A 17200-nucleotide genomic window follows, 5' to 3' on the forward strand; every position below is an offset into this window, starting at 1 on the left:
TCAGCTGACGGCACCGGGGGAGTGATCCCCCAGTAGTTCAACGCTCCGGCGGGGGTGGGCCACTGCGGCCCGCCTCCGCCGCAGTGGTTAACGCGCACTGTGCTCCGCCCCGGAGCGCAGCGATCTGCGCAAGACTGGTCACCACCGCACGGGTGGTACCGAGAAGTTTTTCAGGAGAGGCGGCCATGGCGGCTTTCGTGGACCGAGTGGTCCTGCACGTTTCCGGCGGACACGGAGGCCACGGCGTGGCCTCCGTGAAGCGGGAGAAGTTCAAGCCCCTGGGCGGTCCGGACGGCGGCAACGGCGGGGACGGCGGAGACGTCACCCTGGTCGTGGACTCCCAGACCACCACGCTGCTCTCCTACCACCACGCACCGCACCGTCATGGTGGCAACGGCGGTCCCGGGATGGGCGACTTCCGCAATGGCGCCAACGGCGAGTCCCTGACGCTGAGCGTGCCGGACGGCACGGTGGTCAAGGACGACGAGGGCAACATCCTTGCCGACCTCGTGGGCCACGGTGCCAGCTTCGTGGCCGCGGAGGGAGGCATGGGCGGCCTCGGCAACGCGGCGCTGGCCTCGGCCAAGCGCAAGGCCCCCGGCTTCGCCCTGCTCGGCATCCCCGGGGAAGAGCGGGACATCGTCCTGGAGCTGAAGTCCGTGGCGGATGTGGCCCTGGTGGGCTTCCCCTCTGCCGGCAAGTCCTCCCTCATCGCCTCCATCTCCGCGGCCCGCCCCAAGATCGCCGACTATCCCTTCACCACCCTGGTGCCGAACCTGGGCGTGGTCCAGGCCGGGCAGACCCGATACACCGTCGCCGACGTCCCGGGCCTGATCCCGGGTGCCTCCGAGGGCAAGGGCCTGGGCCTGGAATTCCTGCGCCATGTGGAGCGCTGTGCGGCCCTGGTGCACGTGCTGGACTGCGGTTCCCTGGAGTCCGACCGGGATCCGCTCTCCGACTTCGAAGCCATCGAGGCAGAACTCGCCGCCTACGCCGTGGAGCCGACCTTCGCCCACGGCGGCCAGGGCGTCATCCCACTGAACGAGCGCCCCCGGCTGATCGCGCTGAACAAGACCGACCTTCCGGACGGCCAGGACATGGCGGACATGGTCCGCGCCACCCTGGAGGCGCGTGGACTGCGGGTGTTCGAGGTCTCCGCCGTTTCCCACAAGGGACTGGACCCGTTGAAGTTCGCCATGGCCGACCTGGTCCGCCAGGCCCGCGAACGGCTGCCCGAGCCCGAGGAGATCGCCGAACCGGACGTCATCCGCCCGCGTTCTGTCCGCTCGCGCAAGGGCCGCAGGGGTGAGTTCGAGATCCGCCGTGAGGAGCGCAACCTCGAGCCCCTGTTCCGCGTCCGTGGCGTCAAGCCCGAACGGTGGGTGGCCCAGACCGACTTCACCGTGGACGAGGCCGTGGGCTACCTGGCCGACCGCCTCAACCGCCTCGGCGTGGAGGACGAACTGTTCAAGCAGGGCGCCAGGCCCGGCGATGCCGTGGTCATCGGCTCGGATGACAACGGGGTGGTCTTCGACTGGGAGCCGACCATGGCGGCCGGTGCCGAGCTGCTCGGCGGCCCCCGCGGAGCAGACCTCCGCATGGAGGAACGCGACCGTCCCACCCGTGAGGACAAGCGCCGCGACTACGAGGAGCGCAAGGCCGCCCGCGCCGCGACCCAGGCCGAGCTCGAGAGTGAGCGCCGCACCGGCGTGTGGGCCGTGGACCAGGAGATCAATCGCCTGGCGGGTATCAGCGACGAGGAGTCCGACAGGGCCGGCACGGCCGGCACAGCCGGGGAAGCCGAAGAGACCACCGGCCGCGAGGACTCCCATGGCTGAGCAGGTCCCCAATCCGGTGACGGGTCGGGACACCCTGCACCTGGCCCGCCGCCTGGTCATCAAGATCGGTTCTTCCTCCCTGACCACCCCCACGGGTGTGAACCGGGAAGCCATTGACTCGCTCGTGGACACGATCGCCGCTGTCCGCGCCCGCGGCACGGAGGTCATCCTGGTGTCCTCGGGGACCATCGCCGCGGGCATCCATCCCCTGGGGCTGGGCAAGCGCCCCCGGGACCTGGCCACGCAGCAGGCCGCCGCCGCCGTCGGGCAGGGCAAGCTGCTCGCCGAGTACACGGCCTCCTTTGCGCGGCACGGCACCGAGGTGGCCCAGGTGCTGCTGACCGCGGAGGACCTGATCCGCCGCACCCAGTACACCAATGCGCACCGGGCCCTGAACCGGTTGCTGGCGTTGTCGGTGGTCCCGATCGTGAATGAGAACGACACCGTGACCACCGCGGAGATCCGGTTCGGGGACAATGACCGGCTTTCGGCCCTGGTGGCCAACCTGCTGCGCGCGGATGCGCTGCTGCTGCTGACGGACGTCGACGCCCTGTACACCGCGCCGCCGTCGCGCCCCAGCTCCGAACGCATCGCCCACGTGGTCTCGAAGGCGGACCTGGACACGGTGCAGATCGGGCGGACCGGGCCGGCCGGCGTCGGGACCGGGGGCATGGTCACCAAGGTGGACGCCGCCGGGATCGCCACCGGCTCGGGGATTCACGCGATCGTCACCTCGGCGCAGAACGCCGAGGCCGCGCTGGCCGGTGAGGACGTGGGGACGTGGTTCCAGGCCTCCGGGCGGCGGCAGTCCGCGCGCGGCATCTGGCTCGGCCTGCTCGCCGAGGTGCAGGGCCGCGTGGTGCTCGACGACGGCGCGGTCGCCGCGGTCGTGAAGAACCGCCGGTCCCTGCTGCCGGCCGGGATCACCGGGGTGGAAGGGGCCTTCGAGGCTGGCGACCCGGTGGAGCTGGCAGACGCCGTCGGTACCGTGGTGGCCCGTGGCTTCGTCAACTACTCCTCGACGGAGCTTCCGGCCATGCTCGGACGCCACACGGTCCAGCTGCGCGAGGAGTTCGGGCCGGAGTACCAGCGGCCCGTGGTGCACACCGACGATTGTGTCCGACTGCCGACGAGGGCACGGCCCCGGCGCTAGGCTGGGGTGCATGTCCACGACTGCCCAGAACAACGCCCCCGTCACCGACTCATCCTCCGGAACCGGGTCGACCGGCCAACCGGTTGCTGCCTCGGTGCCACAGGAGATCCGCGAGGCGATCCTCGCGGTGGCCGAGCGGGCCCGCAGGGCGCGTCCGGAACTGGCCACCGCGCGTCGGGCCCGGAAGGACGAGACGCTGCAGGGCATGGCGGACGCACTGCGTCAGAACGCCTCGGCCATCCTGGCGGCCAACCACAAAGACGTGGAGAACGGCCGCGAGAAGGGCACCTCGGAGGCCATGCTCGACCGGCTCAGCCTGGACGGGCCACGGATCGAGGCCCTGGCCGCCGCCCTGGAGGAGCTCGTGGCGTTGCCGGACCCGGTCGGTAACGTGGTGCGCGGGCGGGACCTGCCCAATGGTCTGCACATGACCCAGCTGCGGGTCCCCCTGGGCGTGGTGGGAGCCATCTATGAGGCGCGCCCCAATGTCACCGTGGACATCGCCGGTCTGGCCCTGAAATCCGGCAATGCCGTGATCCTGCGCGGCGGCTCCGCCGCGCGCGAGACCAACACGGTGCTGATCCAGATCCTGCGGGAACAGGCACTGGCCCACGGCTTCGAGTCAGACATCGTCCAGGGGATCGACGAGTACGGGCGGGACGGGGCCACGGCCCTGATGTCCGAACGGGGTTCGGTGGATGTGTTGGTGCCGCGCGGCGGACGGGAGCTGATCCAGTCCGTGGTCCGCAACGCCAAGGTGCCGGTCATCGAGACCGGTGAGGGCAACGTGCACCTCTACATCGACGAGTCGGCTCCGGTGAAGATGGCCGTGGACATCGCCCTGAACGCCAAGACCCAGCGGGTCTCCGTGTGCAACACCGCCGAGACCCTGCTGATCCACGCCGGTGCGGAGCAGGCCGGCCGCGAGGTGCTGCGCGCCCTGCACCGGGCCGGGGTACTCCTGCACGTGGACGAGGGTGCCCGGGCCTGGTTGCCCGCCGGGGCGGAGGCCACGGCCACGCCGGCCACGGACGAGGACTGGGGCACCGAGTACCTGGCCCTCGAGTTGGCCGTGAAGACCGTGGGCTCGCTCAACGAGGCCATGGACCACATCCGCCACTGGTCCACCGGGCACACCGAAGCCATCGTGACCAACGACCTGGCCAACGCGGACCGCTTCGTCGCCGAGATCGACTCCGCCGCCGTCATCGTCAACGCCTCCACCCGTTTCACGGACGGCGGCCAGCTGGGGCTCGGCGCCGAAGTGGGGATCTCCACCCAGAAGATGCATGCACGCGGGCCGATGGGCCTCGAGGAACTCACCACCACCAAGTGGGTGCTGCGCGGCCAGGGCCAAGTCCGATCCTGACGCGGGCCGGAGCCCTGCGGGGAACGTACTAGGATGGACCGCAGACATCACCGTGATACGCGGCCGGGGCGCCGGCCGTCAGAGCAGTCTTAGCAGTGTTAAGGGAGAACCACCAGATGCAGAACATCACCGCGGCCGTGGCCGTTGCCGCTGAAGAGGCCCACGTGGTCAACGAGCTCATCGCGCCGGACTGGGTCTTCGGCGTGGGAACCTTCGCCATCCTGATGCTGATGCTGGTGGCCACCATGTCCCTTCGTTCCGTCTCGAAGCGCCACCCCGCGCCGGCCACTGACGTCAACGTCCACGGATCGGCTGGCCACGGCGGCCAGCGTTCCGGCCACTGATCCACCCCGGAACCGCATCTCGCTGTGACCCACCGTCGCTTCCGCCTGGGCATCATGGGCGGCACCTTCGACCCCATCCACCACGGTCACCTCGTCGCCGCCTCCGAGGTGGCCTCCGAGCTGGGCCTGGATGAGGTCGTCTTCGTGCCCACCGGCCAACCCTGGCAGAAGGACGCGGGGAGGGTGTCACCCGCCGAACACCGTTACCTCATGACCGTGGTCGCGACTGCCTCGAACCCCCGCTTCACGGTGTCCCGCGTGGACATCGACCGGCCCGGCCCCACGTACACGGCGGACACCCTGCGCGACCTGAAGACCCTGCGGCCCGAGGCCGAGCTGTTCTTCATCACCGGCGCCGATGCCCTCGAGCAGATCATGACCTGGAAGAACGTCGAGAAGCTCTGGGACATGGCACAGTTCGTGGGCGTGACCCGTCCGGGACACGACCTGGTGGAGTTGGGGCCGGAGACCGGCATCAAGCTCATGGAGATCCCCGCCATGTCGATCTCCTCCACCGATTGCCGAGTCCGGGTCCAGGGCGGCAAACCGGTCTGGTACCTGGTGCCGGACGGTGTGGTCCAGTACATCGCCAAGCACAACCTGTACCTCCCGTCCGCCCATATCCCCGGAGGGGGACTGGGCGGCGGCAGCGGTGAGGGTCAGGAGCCGTTCACCGGGGGGAGCCGCCCATCCGAAATGCTCCCGGACACACCACGGCAGTCCGGGGACCCGGCTGCTGCAACAGCATCGACGCCGGGAACCACCGTATGAGTCATCAGCAGGACCAGAAGACCCAGGGCGCCAACCCGCGTCTGGGGAAGCCCGTGATCAAGCGCGGCACCCCCGGGACGGAATCGGCCCCGACTGCCACCCGGGGGAACCCGTCCGAGCAGCCGTTGCCGACGCGGCGCTCACTGCGCCAGCACCGCCGTGCCGACAGCGATGCGGGCTCCCCGGCCGGCGGTCTCTCCAAGGCGACGATCCTGGAGTTGCCGGCCACCTCCATCAGCCCCGCCGACGTCGGCCCCCTCACCGGACAGCTGCCCCGCGTCATCTACGCCGCCGGTGAGTTCGGAGGCGGTGACTACGCCATCAAGTCCTCGACCGAGGCGGTGCCCTCGGCCGGCGGAGACACCGCCCCCGCGGACCGGCCCGCGTTGAAGGCCCGCCGGGCCACCGGTGCAGCGGATCGTGGGGCCAGGGGGCCGGGGGAGCCGTCCACCGCGCCGGTGGCCGCCTCCTCAGCTGATCGGCTGCCCGAGGACGTGACGCTGGACCGTGACGGCGTCCCCGTGGGCCCTGACGGCCAGCCGCTCTCGCGGCGCCAACTGCGCGAATGGCGCCGCCAGCAGGTCGCTACGATGCCGACCACCCGCCGCGAGGCCACCCGGGCCCGCCGGGCCGAGGCGCCGGCAGGGGCTCCCTCCGGTGCTGTGGCGGAGTCCGCTGAGATGACCGACGCCGGCACGGCTACGTCCGCGGCTCCGGGCACCTCCGCTGGACGGTCGTTCACCCGGGAATCCCTCGCCGCGGAGGGTGCCGCGCTGGCAGCCCGGATCGCGGCCACGGCAGGGGCGGACCCCTCCACGGTCGATCCGGCCCTGCTCCGGGAGCAGGAGTTGTTGGCCGAGAAGGCGCGGCAACTCAACACCGGCCTCATCAGCCAGGTCCCGTCGGTGGCTCCGCAGACCGCTTCGACCTCGGTGACGAGGCCACCGACCGTAGCGAAGCCGGCGGCTGACTCTGCAGCAGCGAAGCGGGGGGCAGTCTCTCCCACCGCCCGGCACGAGCCCGTGGACGCGCAGTCCGCGCATGGACTCGACTCCATCCAGGCCTCCGAATGGTCCGCACGCGAGCGGACCCTGATGATCGTGGCCGGAATCGTGGTCCTGATCCTCGTGGTCGCCCTGATCCTCGCCATCGTCTTCTGACGGCCTTCGCCTCCACCGTTCCTTCCGTCCTTTCCACTGCTCTTCACTGCTTCTTTCCGCTACTCTCCTGAGTTCACTCATCCGACCCGTTCGCTGACCGATCCACACCGAGGTGCCTATGACCATTCCCGAGACCACCCTGACCGCACTCAAACTGGCCGGACAGGCCGCCGCAGACAAGCAGGCCACGGACATCGTGGCCGTGGACGTGGCGCAGCAGATGGGCCTCACCGACGCCTTCCTGATTGCCTCCGCCGGCTCCGAACGTCAGGTCGTCTCGGTGGTGGATGAGATCGAGGACGTACTGACGCAGCAGCTCACGCTGGATGTCATCCGCCGCGAGGGCAAGGCCGGTGGCCGCTGGGTCCTGCTGGACTACGGCCACTTCGTGGTGCACGTCCAGCACGAGGAGGAGCGCGTGTTCTATGCGTTGGACCGCCTCTGGAAGGACGCTCCTCTGGTCGACCTCGGCCTGGCCGATGGCGTGGCCGCGGACGAGGGCGGCTCCGCCGTGGACCCGGACGAGGGCCCGCGGGACTGGACCCCCAGCCGGGATCAGGACTGATCGCCGCCCGCGGATCTGAGCGGAACGGACCAGTGCTGAACGGCACTGAACGGCACTGAACGGGGGAGACGGAATGCGACTGGTCCTGTTGCGGCACGGCCGCACGGCGTGGAACGCCGAGGAGCGCTACCAGGGACACACCGATATCCCCCTGGACGACGTCGGCCGGTCCCAGGCCGCGGAAGCCGCGCGCCGGTTGGCCGGCCACCATTTCGACCTGGCGGCGTCCTCACCCCTGGTCCGTGCTCGCGCCACCGCTGAATCCGTGGTGGACGGCCGTGGTCTGGACCTGGTGTTGCACGAGGAGTTCATGGAGACCGGCGGCGGTACCTGGGAGGGCCTGAGCTTCACGGAGATCCGGACCCAGTGGCCGGACGACTGGACCACGTGGCGCAGTTCCCATCTGGACCACGGCCCCCTGGGAGGGGAGACTCCGCGGCAGTCCGGCACCCGGGTGGTCACCGCCATCACCCGCATGGTGGGGGAGGCGGAGTCCACTCTCGGCACGCCGGAGACCATGCTGGTCACGGCCCACGGCAATTGCCTCCGAGCCGCTGCCACGCTCCTGACGGGTATGGACGCGGCCGGGATGGGGCGGTTGGAGCGGCTGCGCAATGGTGCGGCGATCGTGCTCGAGGGCTCGCCACAGCGCCCCGGGCGGTGGCGGATCGAGGCCTACAACGCGTGATGAACGAGTGATCAACGGGGGAAGGCCGGCGCGCTAACGGCGGGTCCTGTGCCCTCGGCCACAGGGGATCCGGTCGATTTGCGGAGCGCGCGGAGTGCTGTGTATATTTGTGGAGTTGCTTCGGACGGAACGGAAACGGGAAGACCGGAACAGCGCATCTGGGGGTATGGCGCAGTTGGTAGCGCGTCTCCATGGCATGGAGAAGGTCAGGGGTTCGAATCCCCTTACCTCCACCAGATGAAAAGCTCTTGTTCTCCGGAACAAGAGCTTTTTCGTTACCTCGGAGCGGCGGAGCACCACCGTGAGGGGTAGCATGGGGAGTTGATCTCCCTGTAGCGGTCCGCGTCCATGCCGGTTCCGTACAGTCGGCATGGTCCCCCAGTCTTGAAACAATCCCGATGAAAGCGTGATCCTTTGGCCCGTTCGCCCCGCAAGTCCAAGTCCCCGTCCGGCGTTCCTTCCGGGGGGCTGCGGGTCACGCCGCTGGGAGGCCTCGGCGAGGTCGGACGCAACATGACCGTCTTCGAGTACAACGGCAAGCTGTTGATCGTCGACTGCGGTGTGCTCTTCCCCGAGGAGCACCAGCCCGGGATCGACGTCATCCTGCCGGACTTCACGTCCCTGCAGGGACGCTGGGATGACATCGTCGGCATCGTGCTGACCCACGGGCACGAGGACCACATCGGCGGCGTGCCCTACCTGCTCAAGGAACGCCCGAACATCCCCCTGATCGGTTCGCAGCTGACGCTGGCCTTCATCACCTCCAAGCTCACCGAGCACAAGATCACGCCGGTGACGGTCCATGTGGAGGCCGAAGACCTCCACCAGACCGGTCCCTTCGAACTCGAGTTCGTGGCCGTCAACCACTCCATCCCGGATGCGCTGGCCGTCGCCATCCGCACCCCTGCCGGCCTGGTCCTGCACACCGGTGACTTCAAGATGGACCAGTTCCCGCTGGACGGGCGCATCACCGACCTGCGGCACTTCGCCCGCCTGGGCGAGGAGGGGGTGGACCTTTTCCTCACCGACTCCACCAACGCCGAGGTGCCCGGCTTCACGATCTCCGAGCGCGATCTGACCCCGGCGATCGACCAGGTCTTCGCCACCGCGCCAAAACGAATCATCGTCTCCAGCTTCGCCAGCCACGTGCACCGGATCCAGCAGGTCCTGGACTCCGCGCACGCTCATGGCCGCAAGGTCGCCTTTGTGGGCCGGTCCATGGTCAAGAACATGGGCATCGCCCGGGAACTCGACTACCTCAAGATCCCGCGCGGGCTCGTGGTGGACTTCAAGAAGCTGCAGTCCATGCCGGACAACAAGGTGACGTTGGTGAGCACCGGTTCGCAGGGCGAGCCGATGGCCGCCCTGTCCCGGATGGCCAACGGCACTCACCAGATCAAGCTCGGCGCGGACGACACCGTGCTGATGGCCAGCTCCCTGATCCCCGGCAACGAGAACGCCATCTACGGGATCATCAACAAGTTCACCGACCTCGGCGTGAAGGTGGTGCACAAGGGCAATGCCAAGGTGCACGTCTCCGGACACGCCTCCGCTGGTGAGCTGGTCTACTGCTACAACATCGTGCAGCCCACGCACGTCATGCCCGTGCACGGTGAGTCCAAGCACCTGCACGCCAACGCCGAGCTCGCGATCAAGACCGGTATCGCCCCGGAACGCGTGCTGGTCGTCAAGGACGGCACCACCGTGGACCTGGTCAACGGCAAGGCGGCCGTCTCCGGTCAGGTCGAGGCCGGCCTGGTCTATGTGGACGGCCACACCGTCGGCAAGGTCACCGAGGAGACCTTGAAGGAGCGCACGTCGCTGCAGGAAGGCGGCTCGGTGACGGTCGTGGCCCTCGTGGACGCGGACACCAACCAGCTCGCCGAGCCGTTGGAGTTCGTCACCAAGGGCTTCATCCAGGACAAGGTGATTTTCGACGGTGCGGCCAAGAAGGTCTCCATCGCGCTGTCGAAGCCGTCCGTGTCCGAGATCGACGACCTCGACAAGCTCGAGCAGCTGATCGGCGACACCGTGGCTCGCCACCTCGATCGTGCCTACCGCCGGGCGCCCGTCCTGACGGTCGTCGTCATCGACGCCTGACCCGAGCTATTACGGTTGGGGCATGGAATCGCCCATCCAGGAGTACCTCGAGTCGCTGCTCGCTGACGTCCAGCGCCTGCGCGGGGGAGAGCCCTACCAGGTGCACCCCACGGGGCGGGAGCCGAACCCCGAGGACTTCGGCATCTGCCTGGCCACCGTGGACGGCCAGGTCTACTCGGTCGGGGTCGCCGACCAGGAGTTCTCGATCCAGTCGATCTCCAAGCCGTTCAGCTACGGGCTCGCCCTGGCGGACTATGGCTTCGAGGCCGTGGACGAGAAGGTGGACGTGGAACCCTCCGGGGACCCGTTCAACCAGATCTCGCTGGCCCCGGTGACAGGCCGGCCGCCGAACGCCATGGTGAATGCCGGGGCGCTGGCGGTGGCCTCGATGATCCGTGGGGGCGGCGGCAAGTCCGCCGTGCGCCGGATCGTGGACACCTATTCGCGGTTCGCCGGGCGGGACCTGTCCAGCAGCCGTTCGGTCTTCGACGTGGAGATCCGGCACAGTGACCGCAACCATGCCCTGGCCTACCTGCTCAGCTCCGTCGAGGTCATCGAGAACGATCCCAGCCGCGCCTTGGAGAACTACCTGCGCCAGTGCTCCGTCCAGGTGACCTGCCGTGACCTGGCCATGATGGCGGCCACCCTGGCCAACGGTGGCACGCAACCGGTCAGCGGGGAGCAGGTCTTCGAGATCGACGTGGTGGAACGGGTCCTGTCCGTCATGATGACCTCCGGCATGTACGACGACGCCGGCGCCTGGGTCAGCAGCGTCGGCATGCCCGCGAAGTCCGGGGTGGGCGGCGGGACGCTGGCCGTGCTGCCCGGCCAGGCCGGCCTGGCCGTCTTCTCGCCCCCGCTGGACGGGCACGGCAACAGCGTCCGGGGGCTGGAGACCTGCCGGCGGGTGTCGAAGGACATGGAGATGCACTTCGTGCGCGCCGCCCGCAGCGGGCGGTCCGCAGTCAAGGACACCATGGAGATCTCCCGGTTCCCCTCCCGCGTGCGGCGCACCGAGGAGGAGGCCGCGGTGTTGGAGCGCTACGGAGACCGAGCCCGCATCATCGAGGTGACCGGAGACCTCTTCTTCGCCGGCACCGAATCACTGGTCCGCGCGGTCAGCGAACTGGAGGACGGCGTCGTCTTCGTGGTCCTGGACCTGCGGCAGGTGTACGACGCCGGCCGGCTCGCCCTCCAGATGATCACCGGCCTCCAACGGCAGCTGGCCGCGGGCGGACGGGAACTGGTCCTCGTCACCGGTGAGGAGGCACCCGCCCTGATCTTCCATCCCGACGCCGGCCCTGAAGATCGCGCCGCCCCGGTGCCGGTCTTCCGGGGCCTCGGTGAGGCGGTCGAACACTGCGAGGATGCCCTGCTGGAACGCTACGGCGCGCCGATCTCGGCCACGGAACGGGTCCCGGTGACCGAGTCACCGGCCCTGGACCTCCTGGAGGCGGCCGACCGTGAACGGCTGGCCGGACTCATGGAACACCGGCTCCACGAGGACGGGGACGTCATCCGCCGGGTCGGGCAGCGCTTCGGCGGCGTGCACTTCATCGTCTCCGGACAGATCAACACCATCGCCACCAACCCCCTGGGTGAGCGGGTGCGGTTGAACACGCTGGGATCCGGAATGACGTTCGGCGAGCTCGCCCTCGGAACCGCGGACCGGCAGGAGACCACGGAGAAGGCCGTCGGCGAGGTCGAGCTCATGGTCCTCACCCCGGAGGCGATCGAGGTGCTGGAACAGGACGATCCGGCGCTGGCGCTGCAACTGTGGCGCGCCCTGACCCGGGACGCCTACACGCTCGTGGACCGCTATCTGCGCGAGGCCGCCGTCCGCCTGACCTACTGAGACGTACCGCGGAAAATCGCTGAACTATAGTCGTCATCAGGCATTATTCGTCTCGAAAGGGGGCAGCCGTGGAATTCCTCGAGTTCCTGGGGAACCGGGCAGACGACCTGCTCGAGATGGGTCTGGCACACGCCGCGATCGTCGGTGCAGCAGTCCTCATCGCCACCGTCATCGGCGTGGCCCTGGGCATCGCCACCTATCGGACGGAGCGTCCGCGGGAGTTCGTGCTCGCGATCACCGGGACGTTCCTGACCATCCCGTCCTTCGCCCTGTTCATCCTGCTGCTGGGGCCGCTCGGCCTCGGCTGGCCGCCCGTGCTGTTCGCCTTGGTGATGTACGGCCTGCTGCCGGTGGTGCGCAACACGATCACCGGGCTGCGGGAGGTGGACCCAGCCGTCATCGAATCCGCCCAGGGCATGGGACTGAACCGGCGGCAGCGCCTGCTGCGGATCGAACTGCCGCTGGCCTGGCCCGTCGTCATCACCGGTGTCCGGGTCACCACCCTCGTGCTGCTGGGCATCGCGGCCATCGGCGCGGTGGTCAACGGGCCGGGCTACGGCGAGATGATCTTCACCGGGCTGGCCCGGGTGGGAACCCCCGTGGCCGTGAACATGGTCCTGGCCGGCACCCTCGGTGTGATCGTGCTGGCCGTCCTGTTCGACCTGATCTTCTACACCGTCCAGCGACTCACTACTTCGCGAGGTATCCGATGACCCAGACACCGCAGACCGCACCGGAACCCGAGGTCATGATCCGCCTCGAGAACCTGACCAAGAGATTCTCCGGGACGCAGCGCAATGCCGTGGACGGACTCACCCTGGACATCCACGCCGGAGAGATCGTGGTCCTCGTGGGGCCCTCGGGCTGCGGCAAGACCACCACCATGAAGATGATCAACCGGATCATCGAACCGACCTCCGGCCGGATCATCCTGGGCGGCGAGGACGTCACCACCACGAACGCGGACCAGTTGCGCCGGAGGATCGGCTACGTCATCCAGCAGACCGGCCTGTTCCCGCATCTCACCATCGGCGAGAACGTGGCCACCGTGCCGAAGCTGTTGGGCTGGGACGCCTCCCGCATCCGGTCCCGGGTGGACGAGCTGCTGAGCATGGTCAACATGGACCCGGACGAGTACCGAGACCGTTACCCGAAGCAGCTCTCCGGCGGGCAGCAGCAGCGCGCCGGGGTCGCCCGCGCCCTCGGCGGCGACCCGCAGGTGATGTTGATGGACGAGCCCTTCGGAGCGATCGACCCCATCACCCGCGAACGCCTCCAGAACGAGTTCCTCCGCCTCCAGTCCGAGGTGCGCAAGACGATCGTGTTCGTCACCCATGACATCGATGAGGCCATCAAGATGGGGGACCGGATCGCGATCCTGCAGGAGGGCTCCTCGATCGCCCAGTACGACACCCCGGAGAAGATCCTCACCGCACCGGCCAACGACTTCGTGCGTGACTTCATCGGTGGGGGCGCCTCTCTGAAGCGGCTGAGCCTGTCCCGGGTCCGGGACATCGAGCTCGCGTCCTGGCCCACGGTGTCCGCAGCGGACTCCGTGGAACAGGCGCACCGGGTCCTGCGCGAATCGGATCACAGTGCGGTCCTCGTGCTGGACACGGAGGGGCGCCCGGCCCGCTGGGTCGGTGCCGACGACCTTCGACGAGGCGCCGGGCAGCCTCTGGACCAGATCGGTACCGTCCCCCAGGCCGTCGTGGAGTCTCGGGCCACCCTGAGTGACGCGCTCAACGAGCTCATCGCCGCCCGCTACGCCGTCACCGTCGTGGTGGATCAGGACGGGCGCCACCAGGGGGTCGTGGACATCGAGCAGATCAACGAGGCCATCCGCTCCATGCGCCACTCGGCCGTCGCCGAGGCCCGCACCGAGTTCGCGGACGGGAGGACGACGCCATGAGCACGGCCACCTCCGCCGGGGTCCGGGACACCGACGTCGTCACCCTGACCCCGCCCGCCGCCGGGAGGCGCGGATGGGTGGGTTACCTGACGATGCCCCTCATCCTGGCCGTCGTCCTGGTCTCCCTGTACCTCTACGTGAACGGCCGTGAACTCGATTCGATCGAGGCACGCTCCCTGAATGCCGCTGCCCTGTCCACGGCTGTGGGGGAGCACGTGGCCCTCACCGCGGTGTCCACCGTGATCACGCTTCTGATCGCCGTCCCGCTGGGCATCCTGCTGACCAGGCCATTCACCCGTCGGGTCCGTCCGTTCATCATCACCCTCCTGACCCTGGGCCAGGCGGTGCCGACGATCTCCGTCCTCGTGCTGCTGGCCGTGATGTTCCTGTTCCTCGGGTTCCAGGCCGCGATCGTCGGCCTGGTGCTCTACGCGATCATCCCGGTGCTGCTGAACACCATGGTCGGACTGGAACAGGTGGACGAGAACGTGCTCGAGGCAGGGCGGGGCATGGGCCTGTCCCGGTTCCAGGTCCTGCGTCGCCTGGAACTGCCCTTGGCCGTGCCCGTGATCCTGGCGGGCGTCCGCACTGCCCTGGTGATCAACGTGGGCACGGCAACGCTGGCGACCTACATCAACGGCGGTGGATTGGGTGACGTCATCATGGCCGGACTCTCCACCAACCGGGTGCTGGTGCAGGTGGTCGGTGCCGTGTTGACCTCGGTGCTGGCCCTGCTCATCGATTACCTCGCCGGACTGGCCGAGAACCTGCTCCAGCCCAAGGGACTCCGGTCCGCCAGGACCTGAACGAACGCACCGTGACCGCATCCTGACCGCACCCGATCGCACCGATCATCCAGTGATCGCACTGAAATGAGGAACTGACATGAGAAACGCAACGACCCGCAAGACCACGCTCGGCGGCATCGGCCTGACGGCGGTGGCCGCGTTGCTGCTGACCGGCTGTGGCGGCGGAGACGGCGGCGGGGACAGCGCCAACGCCGGCACGCTGGACGGGGCCGAGCTAACCGCGGGCTCCAAGGAGTTCACCGAGTCCGTCGTCCTGTCCCAGATCACCTCGCTCGCCTTGGAGGACGCGGGGGCCAGCATCGAGGACCAGACCGGGATCTCGGGCAGTGCCACCGTCCGCGAGGCGCTGGAGACGGACGAGATCGACTTCTACTGGGACTACACCGGCACCGGGTGGGTCAACATCCTCGGCAACACCACCGAGGAGGTGCCCGAGGACCTGTTCGCGGCTGTCTCGGAGGCGGACGCGGAGAACGGCATCGCCTGGCTGGACGCGGCCCCGTTCGAGAACACCTACCGCATCGCCGTCAAGCAGGACTTCGCTGACGAGAACGGCCTGGTCACGCAGTCCGATGCGGCGGAGTTCATCAACGCGAACCCGGACCAGGCCCGCGTCTGTGCGGCCAGCGAGTTCATCAACCGTGATGACGGCCTGCCCGGGCTGGAGGAGGCCTACGGCTTCGAGTTCTCCGAGATCGTGGAGCTCGAACTGAACCTGATCTACACGCAGGTCGGGGACACCTGCGAGTTCGGTGAGGTGTTCTCCACCGACGCCCGGGTCGCGTCGAACGACATGGTGATCCTGGAGGACGACCAGGAGTTCTTCGTCGAGTACCAGGGGGCCATGACCCTGCGCCAGGAGACCCTGGACGAGTACCCGGCGATCGCCGAGATCATGGCCCCGATCTCGGAGAAGCTCACCAACGAGACCATGATGGAGCTCAACGGCAAGGTCGACACCGACGGCGAGGATCCGCGGGACGTGGCCGAGGAGTGGCTCCAGGACCAGGGCCTCATCGGTGGCTGACCGCCTCCGCCACTGACCGCCTCCGCCACTGACCGCAGCGCCCCCCGCCATCGCACCGAAGCTCGGCCGGTTCCCGGGCCTGATCAGGCCTCCGGGAACCGGCCGACGGTCTCTTGGGCGTTGACGCCGCGCAGGACGGCCTCGAACATCCGGTAGTACGCGAGTTCCTCCCGGGTGCGCACCGGAGGGGTCAGGGCGTCCGCCTCTGCCGCCAGGTCGTCGTCGCTGACGGTCTGGCCGAAGTGCTCGGCCAGGACGTCGTTCATGCCGGTGCCCTCGCCGAACTGTTCCTTGCGGCGCCACAGCACCTCGTCCGGCAGCCACCCGTCGAAGGCCTTGCGCAGCAACCACTTGGCCGGCCGGTCCCGTCCCACGAGCTTCCATTCCGGGGGCAGGGCCATCGCCAGTTCCACCATGTCCAGGTCCAGGAACGGCAGGCGGGGTTCCACCCCGAGCGCACCGGCCACGCGGTCCACCCGTTGCAGACCGCCGATATGCATGCCCTGCAGGGTCTCCAGCAGTTCCGCGTGCAGTTCGGCCCCCTCACGATGGCGCCCGTAGTGGGTGTACCCGGCGAAGAGCTCGTCGGCGCCCTCGCCCACGAGGACGATCTTGACGTGGAGGGACGCCAGGCGGGAGACGAAGTAGTTGGGCACCGCCGAGTGCACGAGCTTCGGATCGAAGGACTCGAGTCCGGCGACGACCTCGGGCACCGCCTCAATGGCGTCCTGGGCGGTGTAGACCAGCTCGTGGTGGTCCGTGCCGCAGTGCTCGGCCACGATCCGGGCGGCCGCGAGATCCCCGCTGCCCTCGAGTCCGACGGCGAAGGTCTTCAGCGGTGCAGACGCCCAATCGCCGCGCCGGGCGGCGATGGCGGTGATGATGCTGGAGTCCACGCCACCGGACAACAGCACCCCGGGACGCTGCCGGCTGGCCAGGCTGCGGTCCACGGCCCGGATCAGGGTCTCGCGCAGGGCATCGAACACCCAGGCCGGCGGCTCGTCGTCCGCGGACCGGCTCTGCAGGAGCACCGGCGTGGTGCCGGGGAAGCGCCGGATGGGTTTGAGCCCCTCCTGCGGGGTCCAGCAGTGTCCGGGCGGGAAGGGCCGCACCGCGGGGCGCTGATCCTCGTCGAAGGCCTTCAGCTCCGAGGCGAACACCACTGTCTCACCCTCGTGCACCCAGTACAGCGGGGCCAGCCCGAGGATGTCACGGGCCGCGGCGAAGCGGCCGTCCGCGCCGGCGACCACGAGGGCGAAGGGTCCCCACAGGTGTTCGAAGGCCTCGGCGCCGTACTCCTCGACGAGGACGATCGCGGCTTCCAGGTCCGAGTCGGTACGGAATCGCCCGTCACCCAGCCGCTCGCGGATCCGGCGGTGGTTGTGGATCATGCCGTCCCCGACGACCCAGAGCCCACCGTCCCGTCCACCGGACAGCGGCTGGTCGCCGGAGACCGGATCGACGATGGACAGATACCTGCTGCCGAGCCAGGACCGGCGCAGTTCCCGGCTGCCCGCCCCGTCCGGGCCGCGGTGGGCCAGCCGGTCCAGCATCCGCTGGCCGCGGCGGGGATCAAAGGAACCGTGGGCTGCGACTACGCCTGACATGG

General features: G+C 68.9%; 15 protein-coding genes and 1 tRNA gene. 15 read left to right on the forward strand and 1 reads right to left on the reverse strand.

Translation table 11 applies throughout. The annotated features are described in order from the left end of the window. The first annotated feature begins 185 nt into the window (after positions 1 to 185). The 15 genes from obgE (at position 186) to C8E99_RS03375 (ending at position 15591) form a co-directional block, all read left to right on the forward strand. On the forward strand, positions 186 to 1838 hold the full coding sequence (obgE, locus tag C8E99_RS03305) for a GTPase ObgE (protein ID WP_115931094.1): 1653 nt from the start codon (positions 186 to 188) through the stop codon (positions 1836 to 1838). After that, on the forward strand, positions 1831 to 2991 hold the full coding sequence (proB, locus tag C8E99_RS03310) for a glutamate 5-kinase (RefSeq protein WP_115931095.1): 1161 nt from the start codon (positions 1831 to 1833) through the stop codon (positions 2989 to 2991). The genes obgE and proB overlap by 8 nt, the downstream gene beginning before the upstream one ends. A 10-nt stretch (positions 2992 to 3001) precedes the next feature. Next, entirely contained in the window at positions 3002 to 4360 is a 1359-nt protein-coding gene (locus tag C8E99_RS03315) for a glutamate-5-semialdehyde dehydrogenase (RefSeq protein ID WP_115931096.1), read from the forward strand. 116 nt (positions 4361 to 4476) lie between these two features. Beyond that, entirely contained in the window at positions 4477 to 4704 is a 228-nt protein-coding gene (locus C8E99_RS03320) for a hypothetical protein (RefSeq protein WP_115931097.1), read from the forward strand. 54 nt (positions 4705 to 4758) lie between these two features. Continuing rightward, the gene (gene nadD, locus C8E99_RS03325; protein WP_245952431.1) at positions 4759 to 5475 is read left to right on the forward strand and encodes a nicotinate-nucleotide adenylyltransferase; all 717 of its coding nucleotides are present in this window, start codon (positions 4759 to 4761) and stop codon (positions 5473 to 5475) included. After that, the gene (locus C8E99_RS03330; protein ID WP_115931098.1) at positions 5472 to 6635 is read left to right on the forward strand and encodes a hypothetical protein; all 1164 of its coding nucleotides are present in this window, start codon (positions 5472 to 5474) and stop codon (positions 6633 to 6635) included. Before nadD ends, C8E99_RS03330 begins: the two co-directional genes overlap by 4 nt. A 118-nt stretch (positions 6636 to 6753) precedes the next feature. Then, the gene (rsfS, locus tag C8E99_RS03335; RefSeq protein WP_115931099.1) at positions 6754 to 7200 is read left to right on the forward strand and encodes a ribosome silencing factor; all 447 of its coding nucleotides are present in this window, start codon (positions 6754 to 6756) and stop codon (positions 7198 to 7200) included. Positions 7201 to 7273: 73 nt separating this feature from the next. Beyond that, complete coding sequence (locus C8E99_RS03340; RefSeq protein ID WP_115931100.1) at positions 7274 to 7888, forward strand: histidine phosphatase family protein; 615 nt, start codon at positions 7274 to 7276, stop codon at positions 7886 to 7888. A gap of 160 nt (positions 7889 to 8048) precedes the next feature. Next, positions 8049 to 8124 (forward strand) — tRNA-Ala (locus C8E99_RS03345). 178 nt (positions 8125 to 8302) lie between these two features. Further along, positions 8303 to 9988, forward strand: a complete 1686-nt coding sequence (locus C8E99_RS03350; RefSeq protein ID WP_281269054.1) for a ribonuclease J — start codon at positions 8303 to 8305, stop codon at positions 9986 to 9988. A 22-nt stretch (positions 9989 to 10010) separates the two neighbouring features. Beyond that, positions 10011 to 11843: a glutaminase A gene (glsA, locus tag C8E99_RS03355; protein ID WP_115931101.1), complete on the forward strand. Its 1833-nt coding sequence runs from the start codon at positions 10011 to 10013 to the stop codon at positions 11841 to 11843. 68 nt (positions 11844 to 11911) lie between these two features. Beyond that, entirely contained in the window at positions 11912 to 12556 is a 645-nt protein-coding gene (locus C8E99_RS03360) for an ABC transporter permease (RefSeq protein ID WP_115931102.1), read from the forward strand. Then, on the forward strand, positions 12553 to 13755 hold the full coding sequence (locus C8E99_RS03365; protein WP_115931103.1) for an ABC transporter ATP-binding protein: 1203 nt from the start codon (positions 12553 to 12555) through the stop codon (positions 13753 to 13755). Before C8E99_RS03360 ends, C8E99_RS03365 begins: the two co-directional genes overlap by 4 nt. Continuing rightward, positions 13752 to 14561 (forward strand): ABC transporter permease, encoded by an 810-nt coding sequence (locus C8E99_RS03370; RefSeq protein ID WP_115931104.1) that lies wholly within the window; start codon positions 13752 to 13754, stop codon positions 14559 to 14561. Before C8E99_RS03365 ends, C8E99_RS03370 begins: the two co-directional genes overlap by 4 nt. A gap of 79 nt (positions 14562 to 14640) precedes the next feature. After that, positions 14641 to 15591, forward strand: a complete 951-nt coding sequence (locus C8E99_RS03375) for a glycine betaine ABC transporter substrate-binding protein (protein ID WP_115931105.1) — start codon at positions 14641 to 14643, stop codon at positions 15589 to 15591. Positions 15592 to 15674: 83 nt separating this feature from the next. Here C8E99_RS03375 and C8E99_RS03380 read toward each other — a convergent pair whose 3' ends face one another. Further along, positions 15675 to 17198, reverse strand: coding sequence for an asparagine synthase-related protein (locus C8E99_RS03380; RefSeq protein ID WP_115933187.1), 1524 nt, complete (start codon positions 17196 to 17198; stop codon positions 15675 to 15677). Positions 17199 to 17200 lie beyond the last annotated feature (2 nt).

Origin of the sequence: Citricoccus muralis (genome assembly GCF_003386075.1) — a bacterium.
Lineage (GTDB): Bacteria > Actinomycetota > Actinomycetes > Actinomycetales > Micrococcaceae > Citricoccus > Citricoccus muralis.

Bases quoted from the DNA above. Each gene is read 5' to 3' on its own strand.
- obgE (WP_115931094.1), top strand. From the start codon at position 186: ATGGCGGCTTTCGTGGACCGAGTGGTCCTGCACGTTTCCGGCGGACAC.
- proB (WP_115931095.1), top strand. From the start codon at position 1,831: ATGGCTGAGCAGGTCCCCAATCCGGTGACGGGTCGGGACACCCTGCAC.
- C8E99_RS03315 (WP_115931096.1), top strand. From the start codon at position 3,002: ATGTCCACGACTGCCCAGAACAACGCCCCCGTCACCGACTCATCCTCC.
- C8E99_RS03320 (WP_115931097.1), top strand. From the start codon at position 4,477: ATGCAGAACATCACCGCGGCCGTGGCCGTTGCCGCTGAAGAGGCCCAC.
- nadD (WP_245952431.1), top strand. From the start codon at position 4,759: ATGGGCGGCACCTTCGACCCCATCCACCACGGTCACCTCGTCGCCGCC.
- C8E99_RS03330 (WP_115931098.1), top strand. From the start codon at position 5,472: ATGAGTCATCAGCAGGACCAGAAGACCCAGGGCGCCAACCCGCGTCTG.
- rsfS (WP_115931099.1), top strand. From the start codon at position 6,754: ATGACCATTCCCGAGACCACCCTGACCGCACTCAAACTGGCCGGACAG.
- C8E99_RS03340 (WP_115931100.1), top strand. From the start codon at position 7,274: ATGCGACTGGTCCTGTTGCGGCACGGCCGCACGGCGTGGAACGCCGAG.
- glsA (WP_115931101.1), top strand. From the start codon at position 10,011: ATGGAATCGCCCATCCAGGAGTACCTCGAGTCGCTGCTCGCTGACGTC.
- C8E99_RS03365 (WP_115931103.1), top strand. From the start codon at position 12,553: ATGACCCAGACACCGCAGACCGCACCGGAACCCGAGGTCATGATCCGC.
- C8E99_RS03370 (WP_115931104.1), top strand. From the start codon at position 13,752: ATGAGCACGGCCACCTCCGCCGGGGTCCGGGACACCGACGTCGTCACC.
- C8E99_RS03375 (WP_115931105.1), top strand. From the start codon at position 14,641: ATGAGAAACGCAACGACCCGCAAGACCACGCTCGGCGGCATCGGCCTG.
- C8E99_RS03380 (WP_115933187.1), bottom strand. From the start codon at position 17,198: ATGTCAGGCGTAGTCGCAGCCCACGGTTCCTTTGATCCCCGCCGCGGC.